19 protein-coding genes are annotated in these 16,012 nt (G+C 35.0%); all 19 read left to right on the top strand.

Going from position 1 to position 16,012, the window contains the following annotated elements; all coding sequences use genetic code 11:
- The first annotated feature begins 3 nt into the window (after window positions 1–3).
- The 19 genes from QN089_RS03745 to QN089_RS03835 all read left to right on the top strand — a co-directional run bounded on the left by QN089_RS03745 (window position 4) and on the right by QN089_RS03835 (window position 16,002).
- The gene (locus tag QN089_RS03745; RefSeq protein WP_087680167.1) at window positions 4–639 is read left to right on the top strand and encodes a MotE family protein; all 636 of its coding nucleotides are present in this window, start codon (window positions 4–6) and stop codon (window positions 637–639) included.
- Window positions 640–663: 24 nt separating this feature from the next.
- Window positions 664–2,037, top strand: coding sequence for a flagellar hook-length control protein FliK (locus QN089_RS03750; RefSeq protein ID WP_285215990.1), 1,374 nt, complete (start codon window positions 664–666; stop codon window positions 2,035–2,037).
- A gap of 3 nt (window positions 2,038–2,040) precedes the next feature.
- Window positions 2,041–2,685 (top strand): flagellar hook assembly protein FlgD, encoded by a 645-nt coding sequence (gene flgD, locus QN089_RS03755; RefSeq protein ID WP_087680165.1) that lies wholly within the window; start codon window positions 2,041–2,043, stop codon window positions 2,683–2,685.
- Between the two features lie 12 nt (window positions 2,686–2,697).
- Window positions 2,698–3,066: a TIGR02530 family flagellar biosynthesis protein gene (locus tag QN089_RS03760; protein WP_068454863.1), complete on the top strand. Its 369-nt coding sequence runs from the start codon at window positions 2,698–2,700 to the stop codon at window positions 3,064–3,066.
- Window positions 3,067–3,153: 87 nt separating this feature from the next.
- Complete coding sequence (gene flgG / locus QN089_RS03765) at window positions 3,154–3,945, top strand: flagellar basal body rod protein FlgG (protein ID WP_068454860.1); 792 nt, start codon at window positions 3,154–3,156, stop codon at window positions 3,943–3,945.
- Window positions 3,946–4,014: 69 nt separating this feature from the next.
- Window positions 4,015–4,242, top strand: a complete 228-nt coding sequence (locus QN089_RS03770) for a flagellar FlbD family protein (protein ID WP_068454857.1) — start codon at window positions 4,015–4,017, stop codon at window positions 4,240–4,242.
- Window positions 4,229–4,660 (top strand): flagellar basal body-associated protein FliL, encoded by a 432-nt coding sequence (gene fliL, locus QN089_RS03775; protein WP_285215991.1) that lies wholly within the window; start codon window positions 4,229–4,231, stop codon window positions 4,658–4,660. Before QN089_RS03770 ends, fliL begins: the two co-directional genes overlap by 14 nt.
- Before the next feature lie 33 nt (window positions 4,661–4,693).
- Window positions 4,694–5,692, top strand: coding sequence for a flagellar motor switch protein FliM (gene fliM / locus QN089_RS03780; protein ID WP_068454854.1), 999 nt, complete (start codon window positions 4,694–4,696; stop codon window positions 5,690–5,692).
- On the top strand, window positions 5,685–6,980 hold the full coding sequence (fliY, locus tag QN089_RS03785; RefSeq protein ID WP_285216410.1) for a flagellar motor switch phosphatase FliY: 1,296 nt from the start codon (window positions 5,685–5,687) through the stop codon (window positions 6,978–6,980). The genes fliM and fliY overlap by 8 nt, the downstream gene beginning before the upstream one ends.
- Window positions 6,981–7,002: 22 nt before the next feature.
- Window positions 7,003–7,365, top strand: a complete 363-nt coding sequence (locus QN089_RS03790) for a response regulator (protein WP_068454851.1) — start codon at window positions 7,003–7,005, stop codon at window positions 7,363–7,365.
- A 5-nt stretch (window positions 7,366–7,370) separates the two neighbouring features.
- On the top strand, window positions 7,371–8,057 hold the full coding sequence (locus QN089_RS03795) for a flagellar biosynthetic protein FliO (protein ID WP_068454848.1): 687 nt from the start codon (window positions 7,371–7,373) through the stop codon (window positions 8,055–8,057).
- Window positions 8,050–8,715, top strand: a complete 666-nt coding sequence (gene fliP / locus QN089_RS03800; protein WP_087680164.1) for a flagellar type III secretion system pore protein FliP — start codon at window positions 8,050–8,052, stop codon at window positions 8,713–8,715. The genes QN089_RS03795 and fliP overlap by 8 nt, the downstream gene beginning before the upstream one ends.
- Before the next feature lie 18 nt (window positions 8,716–8,733).
- Window positions 8,734–9,003 carry a flagellar biosynthesis protein FliQ gene (gene fliQ / locus QN089_RS03805; protein WP_068454841.1) on the top strand — a complete coding sequence of 90 codons (270 nt, stop codon included), beginning with the start codon at window positions 8,734–8,736 and terminating at the stop codon, window positions 9,001–9,003.
- 4 nt (window positions 9,004–9,007) lie between these two features.
- Window positions 9,008–9,784: a flagellar biosynthetic protein FliR gene (gene fliR / locus QN089_RS03810; RefSeq protein WP_285215992.1), complete on the top strand. Its 777-nt coding sequence runs from the start codon at window positions 9,008–9,010 to the stop codon at window positions 9,782–9,784.
- A 3-nt stretch (window positions 9,785–9,787) separates the two neighbouring features.
- Window positions 9,788–10,870 (top strand): flagellar biosynthesis protein FlhB, encoded by a 1,083-nt coding sequence (gene flhB, locus QN089_RS03815; RefSeq protein ID WP_087680163.1) that lies wholly within the window; start codon window positions 9,788–9,790, stop codon window positions 10,868–10,870.
- A gap of 12 nt (window positions 10,871–10,882) precedes the next feature.
- Window positions 10,883–12,916, top strand: coding sequence for a flagellar biosynthesis protein FlhA (gene flhA / locus QN089_RS03820; protein ID WP_068454831.1), 2,034 nt, complete (start codon window positions 10,883–10,885; stop codon window positions 12,914–12,916).
- Window positions 12,913–14,034, top strand: coding sequence for a flagellar biosynthesis GTPase FlhF (gene flhF, locus QN089_RS03825; RefSeq protein ID WP_285215993.1), 1,122 nt, complete (start codon window positions 12,913–12,915; stop codon window positions 14,032–14,034). Before flhA ends, flhF begins: the two co-directional genes overlap by 4 nt.
- The gene (locus QN089_RS03830) at window positions 14,034–14,903 is read left to right on the top strand and encodes a MinD/ParA family protein (protein ID WP_231726951.1); all 870 of its coding nucleotides are present in this window, start codon (window positions 14,034–14,036) and stop codon (window positions 14,901–14,903) included. Before flhF ends, QN089_RS03830 begins: the two co-directional genes overlap by 1 nt.
- 4 nt (window positions 14,904–14,907) lie before the next feature.
- Window positions 14,908–16,002, top strand: coding sequence for a protein-glutamate methylesterase/protein-glutamine glutaminase (locus QN089_RS03835; protein WP_087680162.1), 1,095 nt, complete (start codon window positions 14,908–14,910; stop codon window positions 16,000–16,002).
- Window positions 16,003–16,012 lie beyond the last annotated feature (10 nt).

Consider the following 16,012-nt stretch of genomic DNA (forward strand, 5'->3'; position numbering starts at 1 on the left):
GTCATGGCAAAGAAACCTGTAGCGTCTAAAAAACCGCGTAAAAAACAGTCTGTGATGGATCCGAATGAGCAAAATTCTGAACCAAAAGGACCAGGGAAATTACAAAAACTATTCTTTTGGGTCATTATTCCTGTGCTATTTGCACTGGCCGTTGGATTAATTGTAGCGGAAGTAACAGGTACGAACGTATTTGAAAAAGCAAAAACACTCGTGGGGAAAAATTCGGACCAAACAGAGCAAACAACAGAGCAATCAATTGAAGATTATAATAAAGAAATTGTGAAATTGCAGGCGCAAGTAAAAGAAAAAGAAGCTCTTGTAACGAAATTACAATCACAAATTGATGCCAATAAGACAGATACATCAAAATTAGAAGTAGAGAAAAAGCGATTAGAAAAAGAAGTCAAGAAATTACAAGATGGTAAAGCAGATAATAAAACTGACTCCACACTTCTAACGAAAACATATGAGCAAATGGCTCCTAAATCAGCGGCAGCAGCGATTTCAGCAATGAAAAATGAAGAAGCTTTAAGTATCTTAAATAATTTAAAGCCTGCAACACTGGCACCAATTTTAGAAAAAATGACACCTGAAAAAGCAGCTTATTATACAGAAGCAATGTCTAAAGGTGAAAAATAAAATGGTTTGAAGGGAGGTGAATATATGGTAATGGTCGGGTCTTTAGATCGTGTTGCAATAGGAAAGTCAGATGCGAAATCGGTTGCGAAGTCTAGAAGCAATACAACAGATTTTTCATCTACACTAAATAAAGCGCAACAAGCGTCAAAAAACGAAACAAATCAAAGTACTTCTTCAAAAAGCGGTGTGACAACTGCACAAAAGCAAAAAAATGAGGTTCAAACACCTGCAACAAATACAGAAAGTCAACAAAATAAAGTAGAAGAAATAAAAGAAGATGTAGTAAATGAGCAGTCTTCATCTCAACTAACACTTGAGTTTTTATTGCCCACTCAAAAAGTAGATGAACAAGTAACTAAAGTAGAAGAAGTTGATTTTTCATCTTTACTACAAGCAACGTCTGTTCAGCAAATTATTGAGATGATGGGTGGACAACCTTTAGTTGAAGGCGAACAATTAAATTTAGATCAAGTAGCAAAAGCTTTAGGGATGCAAACACAAGATTTACAAAATTTAATTACCAAGCTCATAAATACAAATCAACAAACACAGCCATCAGGGGCTAACGATTTGTGGACAGAGTTAGGAAAAGTAGATCAAAAAGTAATGGCCGCTCTACAACAAATTGCTGCTGCAATTAATGGGCAGGGAGATGCAAAATTAACAAAAAAAGAAGCGCAACAAGCAGTTGCTTTGTTTAAGTTAATTGATTTAGCAGCACCTAAAACAGATTTGACTTTAAAACAAGAATCACAAGCAGCACAAATGAAGAATTGGTTATCAAATTTGGCAGGACAAATTTCTGAAAAGACGGCTGAAAAAGAAACTATGTTACCTTTTGCGAAAGCAACCATTCGATTCTCAGTACCTAAAGCAGTAGAAGTACCTACAAATCAAGTTACAACTGCCGCAACATTACAAGGCACAAAACCTTCTGTTGTTACAATACAATTGCCAAGCAACGGAACTTCACAAGCACAATCTGCTAAATTCGTAGAAGAATTTCAGAATGTACTAAATCGTGCTCAATTTGCAAGTAATGCAGCTGGAACAAGATTATTAATTAAGTTATATCCAGAACATCTAGGAACGATTCGAATTGAATTAGTTCAAAAAGATGGGATGTTATCTGCTAAACTATTAGCTTCTAACACAGCAGGAAAACAAATGATTGATAGTACATTACACCAGTTAAAACAAGGTTTTGCAAATCAAAATATCCAATTGGATCGCTTAGATGTAGCGCAGGCACTTACGGAACCAAATAAGAGTGATCGTGGCAATCAATTCGGGCAACAGTCACCTCAATCACAGCAAACTGAACAGGATGAAACAAACGAAGGTAAACAAGACGAGTTGAAAAGTTTTGATGAAATATTAGCAGAAATGGAGGAGTAGGAAATGGCAGACGTTAAGGGAATTACAGCAGATTATTATTTACCGACAACTGAAAAGAAAACAGGTAATAGTAATCTAGGTAAAGATGACTTTTTAAAAATTCTTATTACACAACTACAAAACCAAGACCCTACAAGTCCGATGGATGATAAAGAATTCATTGCGCAAATGGCTCAGTTTTCTTCATTAGAACAAATGAGTAATATTGCGACAGGTATGAATAATTTGACTGCTATAACGCAGCAATCGCAATTAATTCAATTCAATTCATTCGTTGGTAAAACTGTGACATGGCATGAAGCTTCAAAAGAGTTAGATGAAGCAGGTAAGCCAATTGTGAATACAGGAACTGAGAAGGTAGTCAAGGTTCAATATGATGGTGCAGAAGCAAAATTTGTTTTAGAAAGTGGTAAAGTAATTAGCGCTTCAAATATCTCAGAGGTAACAGAAGCAACAAATGCTGGTGGCTCTAATTCATTGATTGACGCGAGTATGTTAATTGGTAAGAAAGTAAGCTTTTTAGATGATGAGGGTAAAACAACAACAGATACAGTAACCTCTGTATCAAAAAAAGATGGCAAAATTCAATACGCTTTATCGAATGGTCAAACAATTACAGCAGACCAAATGACAGCTATTTCAGCTTAATCGAGGAAGATTTTGAATCCTATTAGAATTGTCCAACCACCCATCACATATAATAATAAGCTTACACAACCAAAAAATAATGAAACAGCAAATACGCATTTTCAAAATTTACTAAATGAAGCACAACAAAAGCTCAAAATTAGTAAACATGCATCACAGCGAATTACACAACGTAATATTAACATCAGTGATGTGGAGTGGAATAAGATTGAAGAAAAGATGCAAGTTGCTAAAAGTAAAGGTTTAAATGAATCCTTATTTTTAACACAAAATGCAGCTTTAATTATAAATGTAAAAAATGCGATTGTTGTAACCGCATTGGATCGAACAGAAGCCGGTAATCAAATATTTACGAATATTGACAGTGCTATTTTAATTTAAATCTGGCGGGACCTTGTAAAAGGGCGCCTTCTGTACTATCGACTGACTGAGATAGTACACTTGAAAATCGAAGGGAGAAAATCAATTATGCTACGTTCTATGTATTCAGGTATCAGCGGTTTAAAGAATTTCCAAACTAAGTTAGATGTCATCGGGAACAATATCGCAAATGTTAACACATATGGCTTTAAAAAAGGCCGTGTTATTTTCAAAGACTTAATTTCACAAACTGTTGCAGGTGCCAGTGCTCCAACAGATAATCTAGGGGGTACGAATGCAAAACAAATCGGTTTAGGATCGAGTTTGGCTGCAATCGATACAATCCATGATAAAGGTTCAACACAAAGTACAGGACGTACGCTAGACGTCGTAATTAACGGTGATGGCTACCTATCATTTACAGATGGGGATAATACGTTTTATACACGTGCAGGTAACTTATATTTAGACCGTGAAGGAACGCTTATCGCACCAGACGGTAAAAAATTAGTTTCTGCAGACGGGAACCAAATTCAAATTCCTGCTGATGCTACGAATTTGACAATTGGTCAAGATGGTACAGTTTCTTATACGCAAGCAGGAGCAATTGTAGCCGCTGGTCAAATTGGTATCACACGCTTCCCTAACCCAGAAGGTTTAACAAAAGTAGGCGGTAACTACTACCAAGTGTCGAATAACTCAGGTGATCCATCAGATACAAAAACACCTGGAGCAGATGGTAATGGTACAATTGAATCTGGTTTCGTTGAGATGTCAAACGTTGACTTATCAGAAGAATTTACAGAAATGATTGTTGCGCAACGTGGTTTCCAAGCAAACTCTCGTATCATCACAACATCAGATGAGATCTTACAAGAGTTAGTTAACTTAAAACGTTAATTTTTGATATTGTTTAATTAAAAAGGAGGGGGGCTGGGCTGGCTCTATCCAGACTAGCCCTATATTCCTATGATTCATGTAACAAGATTAAATGGAAAAACATTCACTTTAAACGCATTATACATAGAATCGGTCGAGGAGTTTCCTGATACAACCATCACGTTAACGACCGGACGAAAATATGTTGTGTTGGAAAAAGCGATGGAAGTAGAAAAACAAATAGTCGCATTTTATAGACAAGTACAACTCCTATCAAACCCGCATTTAAGAGGTGAAAATGAAGATGAAGAAGAATAAATTATTAACCATTATGCTTATAATTTTAGTATCTATTACATTGATTGGTGTGGTTGCGCTTGTTGTAGTAACACAGCTTTCAAAAGATGGTGGTGCTAATGCTGAACCAACTATCGACGAAATAATTGAACAATCTGTAGATGTACCAGAGATTAGTACAAATCTAAATGACCGTCGTTATGTGAAATTATCTTTAAAAATTCAAACTGATAGTAAAGAAGCAGCTGAAGAATTAACAAAACGAGATTTTCAAATTAAAGATATTCTTGTAGAAGTTCTTTCAGATATGAGTAGTAAAGATTTACAAGGTACAAAAGGTAAGGAATTATTAACGAATGCATTAAAAGCTAAGTTTAATGGCTTAATGCAAAACGGGGAAGTACAAAAAGTATATATCACCTCATTTGCAGTATCGTAATCGATGAATTAAACAAGAAGAGGAGGTGAGCAGATGGCTGGAGATGTTTTATCACAATCCGAGATTGATGCGCTCTTATCCGCATTGTCGACAGGAGAAATGTCAGCAGATGATATTAAAAAAGAAGAAGAAACAAAAAAAGTAAAAGTATATGATTTTAAAAGAGCTTTACGTTTTTCAAAAGATCAAATTCGTAGTTTAACTCGTATTCATGAAAATTTTGCTCGCTTATTAACTACATTCTTCTCTGCTCAACTTAGAACATATGTACAAATTACAGTAGCATCTGTCGATCAAATACCTTTTGAAGAATTTATTCGTTCTATTCCAAATATGACATTAATTAATGTCTTCGAAGTACCGCCTTTAGATGGAAATGTCTTGATGGAGATTAATCCTAATATTGCCTACTCTATGTTGGATCGTTTAATGGGGGGAGAGGGGTCAAGTCATAGTAATGTTGATAATTTAACAGAAATTGAAACGAAAATTATGACGAATCTTTTTGAGCGCTCTTTTGATAATTTGAGAGAAGCATGGGTAAATATAGCGGATATTGATCCAATCATGACGGAATTAGAAGTTAACCCACAGTTTTTACAAATGATTTCACCAAATGAAACAGTGGTTGTCATTTCTTTCAACTCTATTATTGGTGAGACGAGTGGTATGATTAATATTTGTATTCCTCATGTTGTATTAGAACCTATTGTACCGAATTTATCTGTACGCTATTGGATGCAAGCTAATACGAAAGAGGTATCGCCAGAACAAAAAGCAATTATCGAAAATAATGTAAATAAATCTGTACTGCCATTAGTTGCTGAATTAGGTACTGCACAAATAAGTATCGAGGATTTCTTATTATTAAGAGAATCGGATGTTTTACAGTTAGATAAATTAATTACAGATCCACTTTATTTAAAAGTAGATGAAGTACCTAAATTTATTGTGCAACCTGGTAAAGTGAAAAAGAGAATGGCTGTTCAAATTTTAGAGTCTCTGGAAGGAGGAGATGGTGATGATGAGTGATGAGATGTTATCACAAGAAGAAATTGAGGCACTATTACGTGGTGAATCATTAGATAAAAAATCAGATGAGGATGTTGAAGATCCTTTAAACAGTGACTCAGAAGAGTATAAAATAGAAGACTATTTAGATGATATGTCACGCGATGCGCTAGGTGAAATAGGAAATATTTCATTTGGTAGTTCGGCTACAGCATTATCGTCACTTCTTGGTCAAAAGGTTGATATTACAACACCTTCACTTAGTATGATTAATCGTAATAAATTAGAAGAAGAATTTCCACATCCGTATGTGGCTGTACAAGTCGAGTATACAACAGGATTAATGGGAATGAATTTATTAGTTATTAAACAATCAGACGCTTCGATTATCGCAGATTTAATGCTTGGAGGAGATGGATTAAACCCTGCAGAAGAATTGAATGAGATTCACTTAAGTGCTGTACAAGAAGCGATGAATCAGATGATGGGGTCGGCAGCGACGTCAATGTCTACAATCTTCAATAAAAAAGTGGATATTTCACCACCTTCAATTGATTTGATGAATTTTTCAAATAATGAAGGCACTGAAAATATTCCAGATGATGACTTATTAGTAAAAGTTTCGTTTAGATTAAAGATTGGTACACTAATTGATTCAAATATAATGCAATTATTACCTTTAAATTTTAGTCAAAACTTAGTAAAATCATTGATGAACCCTGATGCGGAAGAACCAGTTGAATCTGTTGAAGAACAACCGACTCCAGAGCCAGAGCAACAAATAAGCCCACAAGCTTCAGCAAATGGACAAACTACTTCACAAGAGCAACAGGTACAACAACCGATGTATCAACAACCTGATCCAATGCAACAAGCACAACAACCAATGTATCAGCAGCCAATGCAGCAGCAACAGCAACAACCGATGTATCAGCAACCGACGCAACAGCAACCAATGTATCAACAACAACCTGTACAACAGCCACAAATGAATGTACAGCAAGCTCAGTTTGTTGATTTTGAACAGGCTAATTTAAAACAAACTGAAGCGCGTAACTTAAATATGTTGATGGATATTCCATTACAGGTAACAGTAGAATTAGGTCGTACGAAGCGTTCAGTAAAAGAAATTCTTGAATTAGTAAGTGGTTCAATTATTGAATTGGATAAATTAGCAGGTGAACCTGTAGATGTGTTGGTAAATAGTCGTCTAATTGCAAAAGGAGAAGTAGTTGTAATTGATGAAAACTTTGGGGTTCGAATTACGGATATCTTGAGTAAAGAAGACCGTTTAAATAATTTAAGATAGATTTTATTGGAGGAATATACAGATGGCAAAAAAAATATTAATTGTAGATGACGCAGCATTTATGCGTATGATGATCAAAGATATACTAACAAAAAATGGTTTTGAAATTGTAGGAGAAGCAGCCGATGGTGCACAAGCAGTTGAAAAATATGCAGAATTAAAACCAGATTTAGTTACAATGGATATTACAATGCCAGAAATGGACGGAATTGCAGCCTTAAAAGCAATTAAAGAAACAGATCCAGGTGCTACAATTATTATGTGTTCAGCTATGGGACAACAAGCGATGGTAATTGATGCAATTCAAGCAGGTGCAAAAGACTTTATCGTAAAACCATTCCAAGCAGATCGCGTAATTGAAGCAATTCAAAAAGCGTTAGGTTAAATTCAATGTTCAAGCAATCATTCAAAAAACGCTATTTATTGGCTTTAATCGTAATGATTTCTGTATTCTCTTTTTCAGCATGGAGCACACCTGTTGCTTATGCTGAAAAAGATGGTATGGTAAGCGATAATTTCGAGCAAAATAACAAAGAAAATCAAAATAAAGCTGAAGTAAATAAGGCGGACTCATCTGAAGATTCGACAATTAGTTCTGGGATGACTGCATGGGAATACTTGAAAATTTTGTTAGCCTTAGCTTTTGTTGTAGGGCTTTTATTCTTTGTGCTTAAATTAGTCAATCGTAATAATAAAAAGTACCAATCGAACCAAATGTTACAAAATTTAGGTGGAGTATCTTTAGGCCAACAAAAATCAGTGCAATTACTCAAAGTGGGAAATTCGCTATTTTTAGTGGGTGTTGGTGAAGATGTTCAAATGATTAAAGAGATTACAGATCCAACAGAGCAAGAGGCTTTAATAAAAATGCATGAAGAGAAGCATAATCTAGCTGTACAAACACCTTATATCGCTGAAATGTTTCAAACAGTCAAAGATAAATTTTCAAAGCAGCCTGTAGAACCAGCTACAAGCGATTTTAAAGAAGCATTAGATGAAAAACTTAACAAAATAAAAAAGAATCGTCAGCAACAATTAGATGATTGGAGTCAAAAGGAGAAGAAAGACGATGAGTGATTTACTTCAAGCTTTTTCCGATGGTAGTGGCTCAACCGTCTCAACTTCTGTGAAATTAATGCTGTTGTTAACTGTTCTATCATTGGCACCGAGTATTTTAATTTTAATGACATCGTTTACGCGAGTTGTTATCGTACTATCCTTTGTTCGAACATCTTTAGCAACACAACAAATGCCACCGAACCAAGTCATTGTCGGTTTAGCCTTGTTTTTGACATTTTTTATAATGGCTCCTACATTCCAAGAAGTAAATAAAGAAGCACTACAGCCGTTATTTAAAGAAGAAATTACATTAGATGAAGCATATGATAAAGCAAGTGTTCCATTCAAAGAATTTATGAGTAAACATACGCGTCAAAGTGATTTAGATTTATTTTTAAGTTATGCAGGTGAAGAACAGCCTAAATCTGTACAAGATATCTCTTTAACGACGCTTGTTCCAGCTTATACTCTCAGTGAATTAAAAACAGCATTCCAAATGGGATTCATGATTTTTATTCCATTTTTAGTTATTGATATGATTGTCGCCAGTGTTTTAATGTCGATGGGTATGATGATGTTACCACCGGTTATGATTTCATTACCATTTAAAATTTTATTATTTGTACTTGTAGACGGATGGTATCTCGTAATGAAGTCTCTATTACAAAGCTTTTAAAGAAAGGGGAAGGATTATATGTCACAAGAGTTTGTTATATCAGCAGCTGAAAAAGCAATCACAGTTATTTTAATGGTTTCCGGCCCCTTACTATTAGTTGCTTTGATTACGGGATTACTGGTTAGTATCTTCCAAGCTACAACACAAATTCAAGAGCAAACACTTGCTTTTGTACCTAAAATTGTTGCTGTATTAGTTGCCTTAGTTTTCTTTGGTCCTTGGATGTTAACGCATATGTTATCTTATACACGTGATATTTTTGCAAATTTAACGCGGTTTATAGGGTGAGTATATGACAGAGATTATACCTAAGCTTCCGGTATTCTTTTTAGTTCTAATTCGTTTAAGTGCCTTTTTTGTGACAGTACCTTTCTTCTCATATAAAACAATACCTGTAAAAGATCGCATCTTTTTAGCTGTAGTATTTGCTTGGATTATGAGTTATACGATGGAAGAAACGGTTATTAAAATTGATGATGCTTACGCGATGCTGGTTTTAAAAGAAGCGGTAGTAGGACTTTCACTTGGTTTACTTGCATATATTATTATATCGGCCGTGCAAATTGCTGGTAGTTTTATCGATTTTCAGATTGGCTTTGCAATTGCTAATATTATTGATCCAATGACAGGAACTCAAAGTCCATTAATTGGTCAGTTTTTCCAAACAATTGTACTTTTATTATTAATTACAACAAATGCACATTATATGTTGCTAGATGGAATATACTATAGTTATGAATATATTCCATTACAAAGTGTATGGCCGAACTTTGGTGATCCAGCAGCAAGTACATTTATTATGAAGACATTTACAGCCGTATTTGCAATTGCTTTTCAAATGGCAATTCCAGTTGTTGCAACGGTATTTTTAGTCGATTTAGCTTTAGGGATTACAGCAAAAACAGTACCACAATTAAACATTTTCGTTGTAGGTTTTCCGATAAAAATTGGTGTTAGCTTTATCATTATGATTGTTACAATGGGCGTTATGGTAGCAGTTATGCAAAAGCTATTCCGCGTGATGTTTGAAGCAATGCGAGATTTTATGGTGATATTAGGTGGTGGATAGTCAATGCTTTTAAAATTAGATCTACAGTTTTTCGCAGGTGAAAAAACAGAGAAAGCAACACCGAAGAAAAGGCAAGATGCACGAAAAAAAGGTCAAGTTTTAAAAAGTCAGGACGTAACCAGCGCGTTTGTCTTGCTTGCCATCTTTATGTACCTCTTAATAATGGGGTCATATTTAAGAGAAAATTTATTAACATTTTTTAGAGAAACATTTACGCATACCGTGTTAATTGAATCGATTTCTGTTGAGTCGGTTATGGAAATGTTCAAAGATATTTTAGTCGAAATGGCTATAATCCTCTTACCTATTATGGCAATAGCAATGATTGCCGCAGTTGCAGCGAACTTTTTTCAATTCGGTTTGCTTTTCACAACTGAAACGTTAAAGTTTGATTTGAAAAAAATTGATCCTATTAAAGGATTTAAACGTATTTTTTCAATGCGTGCGATTATTGAATTGCTTAAATCAATTTTAAAAATCTCTTTTATCGGAACAGTTACAACGGTTATTATCATTTTAAATTTGAGTGATGTACTTAGTTTATCGTTTAAGACACCAGGAGATTCTTTAACTACAATCGCTAAATTAACGGTATTAATGGGATTAACAGCAAGTGTTGTATTAGCATTTATCGCTGTTTTAGATTATTTTTACCAAAAATTTGACTATGAAAAAAATCTGAGAATGTCGAAGCAAGATATTAAAGATGAATATAAGAATACAGAGGGAGATCCCCTCATTAAATCAAAAATTAAGCAACGCCAACGTGAAATGGCGATGCGCCGAATGATGCAAGAAATTCCAAACGCAGATGTCGTTATTACAAACCCGACACATTACGCGATTGCATTAAAATATGACGATGCGACAATGGAAGCACCAAAAGTAGTTGCTAAAGGTACAGATTATGTAGCGCAAAAAATTAAATTAATTGCGAAAGAACATGATATTGTGATGGTAGAAAATCGACCGTTGGCTCGTGCAATGTATGATCAAGTTCAAATTGATCAACGCATTCCAGATGAGTTTTTTAAAGCAGTTGCTGAGGTACTCGCATATGTTTATCGTATTAAACAAAAAATTTAGGGAGGTACAACAATGAAAATTCGCGATATCGGTGTTTTAAGTGCAGTCATCATGATTGTCGCAATGCTTGTAGTACCTTTGCCACCTTGGTTAATTAGTTTTTTAATCATTGTGAACTTAACATTGGCCTTACTCGTATTACTAACTTCTATGACGATGAAAGAAGCTTTACAGTTCTCGATTTTCCCATCTCTACTACTATTATTAACCCTATTTCGATTAGGTTTAAACGTGTCTACAACGCGAGCTATTTTATCACATGGTGACGGGGGTAACGTAGTAGAAACATTTGGTACATTCGTTGTCGGCGGAAATATTCTCGTTGGTCTCGTTGTGTTCGTCATCCTCGTAATTATACAATTTATTGTTATAACGAAAGGGTCAGAGCGTGTTTCAGAAGTTGCAGCTCGTTTTACATTGGATGCGATGCCAGGGAAACAAATGGCCATTGATGCTGATTTGAATGCGGGATTAATTTCTGAAAAAGATGCACGTGAACGACGTGAAAAAGTAAGTAATGAAGCAGATTTCTATGGTTCAATGGATGGTGCGACAAAATTCGTAAAAGGTGATGCCATTGCTGGTATTATCATTGTATTAATCAACTTAATCGTTGGGATGATTATTGGGATTGTTCAAATGGATATGGATTTTACAGAAGCAATTACACATTTCTCTACATTAACTGTAGGTGATGGTCTTGTTTCACAAATTCCAGCTTTACTTATTTCAACTGCTACAGGTATTGTAGTAACACGTGCTGGGTCAAAAGGTGACTTAAGTGAAGATATCACAGGTCAGTTATTATCAAACCCTAAATTGTTATACATAGCAGCAGCTACAATTTTACTTCTTGGTTTTGTAACACCGATTCAAATTATCTTTACAGTACCGGTAGCGGCAGTTGTGGCATTTATAGGCTACCGTATTCAAAATATGAATAAAGAAACAGAAGAAGCTATTGAGGAAATTGAAGAAGAAGTGACAACAGATAACTTGAAGAGCCCAGAGAATGTGGTGAACTTATTAAATGTAGATCCGATTGAATTTGAATTTGGTTACGGATTAATTCCATTAGTAGATGCATCACAAGGTGGCGATTTACTAGATCGTGTTGTGATGATTCGTCGTCAATTAGCGTTAGAGTTAGGTATTGTCATTCCGGTAGTGCGTATTCGAGATAACATTCAATTACAGCCGAATGAATATCGAATTAAAATTAAAGGGAATGAATTAGCAAAAGGTGAATTATTATTAGATCACTATTTAGCGATGAGTCCTGGTGATGATGATTCAATTGATGGAATTGATACAATTGAGCCTTCATTTGGTTTACCTGCTAAATGGATTAATGAGCAAGTAAAAGAAGATGCAGAAATGTTAGGTTATACAGTAGTCGATCCGCCTAGTGTCGTATCAACTCATTTAACTGAAATTATTCGTGCGAATGCCTCTGAACTATTAGGTCGTCAAGAAACAAAACAATTAATTGATCACTTACGAGAAACTTCTCCAATTTTAGTTGAAGAATTAACACCTACACCAATGAGTATAGGGGAAATTCAAAAAGTATTATCTAAATTATTGGATGAAAGTGTATCTGTACGTAATTTGCCAATTATTTTTGAAACACTGGCAGATTATTCGAAATTAACATCAGATGTAGATGTGTTAACTGAGTATGTACGTCAATCTTTAGCACGTCAAATTACGACACAATATGCTGGAAATCAACAAGAATTGAAAGTACTAACGGTTTCAGCAAAGATTGAAAAAGCGATTGCAGATAGTATTCAACAAACAGATCATGGGAATTATTTAGCTCTCGACCCACAAATGTCACAAGCCATTTTAGAATCGATTGCAGCTGAATTAGAGCGTGTATCATTTATTGATCAGTCACCGGTTATTTTATGTTCACCAGCAGTAAGAATGTATGTACGTCAATTAACCGAACGTTATTTCCCACAAATTCCGATTTTATCTTATAATGAATTAGATGCTTCAATTGAAATTCAAAGTGTTGGAGTGGTGAATGTAGAATGAAAATGAAGAAATATATAGCTCAAACAATGCCAGAAGCCATGAAAAAAGTTAAAAATGATTTAGGAGATGACGCAGTTGTCGTCAGCTCCAAAGTCATTTATACAAAAGGCTTTTTAGGTCTATTTAAGAAAAAACAATTTGAAGTGCTTGCAGGTGTTGATGCGGTTGAAGTAGCCGATACAAGACCTGATTTAGATGTGTTTGAAAAACAACGTGATTTTGAAGAAAAATACGCGTTGAGTCAACAAAATGAAGCTATTCAAAAGCAATTAAATGAATTAAAAAAAATGATTAAGCAAACATCAACTCAGAAAACAATTAATCATATCCCTGCGATTATTCAACCAATTTATATGCACTTACAAAAGCAAGAATTGAATGAAGAACTCATCACAGAAATTTGTGATGAGCTTTTTGACATCGTGCGAAATGAGCCGGCTACAACATATGAGCAATTATTGATGCATGCACAAGAATCAATGTATAAGAAATTATCGAAGTACCCAATGGGTGGCGTTAATTTTGAACGGAAATTTGTAAATATTTTAGGTCCAACAGGTGTAGGGAAAACAACAACAATTGCTAAAATTGCTGCTCGTGCCGTATTAGAAAAAAAGAAGAAAGTGGCGTTTATTACAACAGACACGTATCGCATTGGAGCAATTGAACAGTTAAAAACGTATGCTAATTTATTGCATGCGCCCGTAGAAGTTGTTTATACAAAGGAAGACTATGAACGCGCAATTAAGCAATTCTCAGGTCATGATCTCGTATTGATTGATACGGCGGGTCGAAATTATAAAGAAGCGAAATTTATCGCCGATTTAGAAGAATTAATTGATACAAAACAAAATGTTCAAAATTATTTAGTACTCGCTTTAACGGCGAAACAGCTTGATATGGCAACGATTATTGAACAATTTTCGACATTTGACATCCAACAAGTCATTTTTACAAAGATGGATGAAACAAATACTATTGGCTCAATGGTGAATTTAATGGTTAAATATAATAAAGGACTTGCTTACTATACGGATGGTCAAGAAGTACCAGAAAATATTGAAGAAGGTTCTGTGTCTAAACTCGTGGAATTAATTTTTCAAGGAGTTGAATCATAATGGATCAAGCAGCCCTATTGAGAGAAAAAATGCAACAACAACAGACGACAGTTTGTAAAACAATTGCTGTCGTCAGCGGTAAAGGCGGTGTAGGAAAAAGTAACTTTACTACAAACTTTGCACTTACTCTAGCACAACAAAATCATCGTGTCCTAATTGTAGATATGGATATTGGTATGGGGAATATCCATATCTTATTAGGAAAAACAGCTAGAAATAGTTTAACGAACTATTTACAAGGAGAGTGTTCCATACAAGAGGTTATTCATCAAGATGAAAAGAATTTAGATTTTATCGCTGGTGGTTCCGGAATGTCTTCGCTATTACAATGGTCAGACTTTATGTTTGAGCGTCTTATTTTTGCTTTTAATGAGCTACAAAAGAACTACGACTTTATTCTCTTTGATATGGGAGCGGGTGCTACAGAATGGTCATTGCAATTTATGATGTCTGTCCATCATATCGTAGTAGTGTCTACAACAGAACCGACATCCATTACAGATGCTTATTCCATGATGAAGTATATACATATGAAGGATGAAGAAAAAGATTTTTACCTAGTATGTAATCGTGCATTATCAAAAGATGATGGACTCTTAACGTTGGAAAGGCTGAAAACAACGATGTCTCGTTTTTTAGCAAAAGAGGTATTAGAATTAGGAATGATTCCAGAAGATTTACAAGTTCGTAAAGCAATTAATCAACAGATTCCTTATAAAAAGCGATATCCTACTTGCCAAGCCTCTAAAGCAATGGACGGAATTGTCGAACGCTATTTGACGAATGATTTAAATAATCCAATTCAATTGACGCAAGAAAATCAATTTATTTCAAAATTAAGAGGTCTATTTTCTAAAAGGAGGTCCTGAGTCCATGAAAAAATTGCTCATCGTAGATGATTCAGCCTTTATGAGAAAACTAATTACAGAATTTTTTTCAGAAAATGCACATATAGAAGTGGTTGGGACTGCACGTAATGGTAGAGATGCTTTAGAAAAAGTGAGAATACTAAATCCAGATGTTTTGACAATGGATGTTGAAATGCCAGAAATGACAGGTGTTGAGGCCGTAAAGCAGTTAATGATTGAAAATCCAAAACCAGTCGTCATGCTTTCATCTACTACGACAGCAGATGCAGCTATTACGATGGAAGCAATAGCGAATGGTGCAGTAGATTTCATTGCCAAGCCAAGTGGTACAATTTCACTTGATTTAGATAAAATTAAGGATGATTTAATTGAAAAAGTCATTGCTGCATCAAATATACCAATAGAGAAGTTACGCAGAAAAGAACGTATATCAAAAATACCAATCAAGAAACCGATATTTGAAAAACCTATAATAGTAGAAAAGAGAATACAAGAAAAGACAAATCAAGTTTGGCATAAAAATCATAAAAAAATTATTTTGATTGGTACATCTACAGGTGGACCAAGAGCACTTCAAGAAGTTTTAACACGATTACCAAAAGATATAAAGGCACCCATCCTAATCGTACAGCATATGCCACCAGGTTTTACAAAATCTTTAGCAAAAAGATTGGATCAACTATCCGATATAACAGTTAAAGAAGCTGAGCAGGGTGATTTATTACAACCAGGCACAGCTTATATTGCACCTGGAGGTTATCAAATGACCGCTAGAAAAGTAGGTATGACATATTCAATTCATATTGATGAACATGCTCCAGTCGTAGGCGGGCATAAACCAGCAGTAGACGTGTTATTTGATAGTGTAGCTACATTAACAGACATTGATCGTATTGCTGTCATTATGACCGGTATGGGTGCAGATGGTTCTAAGGGAATTAAAATGTTAAAGCGATCTGGGAATACACGTGTTATTTCAGAAGATGAGCGTACGTGCGTAGTATATGGTATGCCGAAATCGGCAGAAAAAACGGGGTTAGTTGATCGCGTTGCACCATTAGACGAAATACCTCAAGCTATTTTGAATTATTTATACTAGGAGGGGAACT

Source organism: Kurthia sp. YJT4, from assembly GCF_030219945.1.
GTDB lineage: Bacteria > Bacillota > Bacilli > Bacillales_A > Planococcaceae > Kurthia > Kurthia gibsonii.

Excerpts from the sequence above, each read along its gene's own strand:
- fliR (WP_285215992.1), top strand. The coding sequence starts at position 9,008 with ATGACAGAGATTATACCTAAGCTTCCGGTATTCTTTTTAGTTCTAATT.
- flhB (WP_087680163.1), top strand. The coding sequence starts at position 9,788 with ATGCTTTTAAAATTAGATCTACAGTTTTTCGCAGGTGAAAAAACAGAG.
- QN089_RS03750 (WP_285215990.1), top strand. The coding sequence starts at position 664 with ATGGTAATGGTCGGGTCTTTAGATCGTGTTGCAATAGGAAAGTCAGAT.
- fliL (WP_285215991.1), top strand. The coding sequence starts at position 4,229 with ATGAAGAAGAATAAATTATTAACCATTATGCTTATAATTTTAGTATCT.
- QN089_RS03830 (WP_231726951.1), top strand. The coding sequence starts at position 14,034 with ATGGATCAAGCAGCCCTATTGAGAGAAAAAATGCAACAACAACAGACG.
- QN089_RS03770 (WP_068454857.1), top strand. The coding sequence starts at position 4,015 with ATGATTCATGTAACAAGATTAAATGGAAAAACATTCACTTTAAACGCA.
- fliY (WP_285216410.1), top strand. The coding sequence starts at position 5,685 with ATGAGTGATGAGATGTTATCACAAGAAGAAATTGAGGCACTATTACGT.
- flhA (WP_068454831.1), top strand. The coding sequence starts at position 10,883 with ATGAAAATTCGCGATATCGGTGTTTTAAGTGCAGTCATCATGATTGTC.
- flhF (WP_285215993.1), top strand. The coding sequence starts at position 12,913 with ATGAAAATGAAGAAATATATAGCTCAAACAATGCCAGAAGCCATGAAA.
- fliP (WP_087680164.1), top strand. The coding sequence starts at position 8,050 with ATGAGTGATTTACTTCAAGCTTTTTCCGATGGTAGTGGCTCAACCGTC.
- QN089_RS03745 (WP_087680167.1), top strand. The coding sequence starts at position 4 with ATGGCAAAGAAACCTGTAGCGTCTAAAAAACCGCGTAAAAAACAGTCT.
- flgG (WP_068454860.1), top strand. The coding sequence starts at position 3,154 with ATGCTACGTTCTATGTATTCAGGTATCAGCGGTTTAAAGAATTTCCAA.
- fliQ (WP_068454841.1), top strand. The coding sequence starts at position 8,734 with ATGTCACAAGAGTTTGTTATATCAGCAGCTGAAAAAGCAATCACAGTT.
- flgD (WP_087680165.1), top strand. The coding sequence starts at position 2,041 with ATGGCAGACGTTAAGGGAATTACAGCAGATTATTATTTACCGACAACT.
- QN089_RS03790 (WP_068454851.1), top strand. The coding sequence starts at position 7,003 with ATGGCAAAAAAAATATTAATTGTAGATGACGCAGCATTTATGCGTATG.
- QN089_RS03795 (WP_068454848.1), top strand. The coding sequence starts at position 7,371 with ATGTTCAAGCAATCATTCAAAAAACGCTATTTATTGGCTTTAATCGTA.
- QN089_RS03835 (WP_087680162.1), top strand. The coding sequence starts at position 14,908 with ATGAAAAAATTGCTCATCGTAGATGATTCAGCCTTTATGAGAAAACTA.
- fliM (WP_068454854.1), top strand. The coding sequence starts at position 4,694 with ATGGCTGGAGATGTTTTATCACAATCCGAGATTGATGCGCTCTTATCC.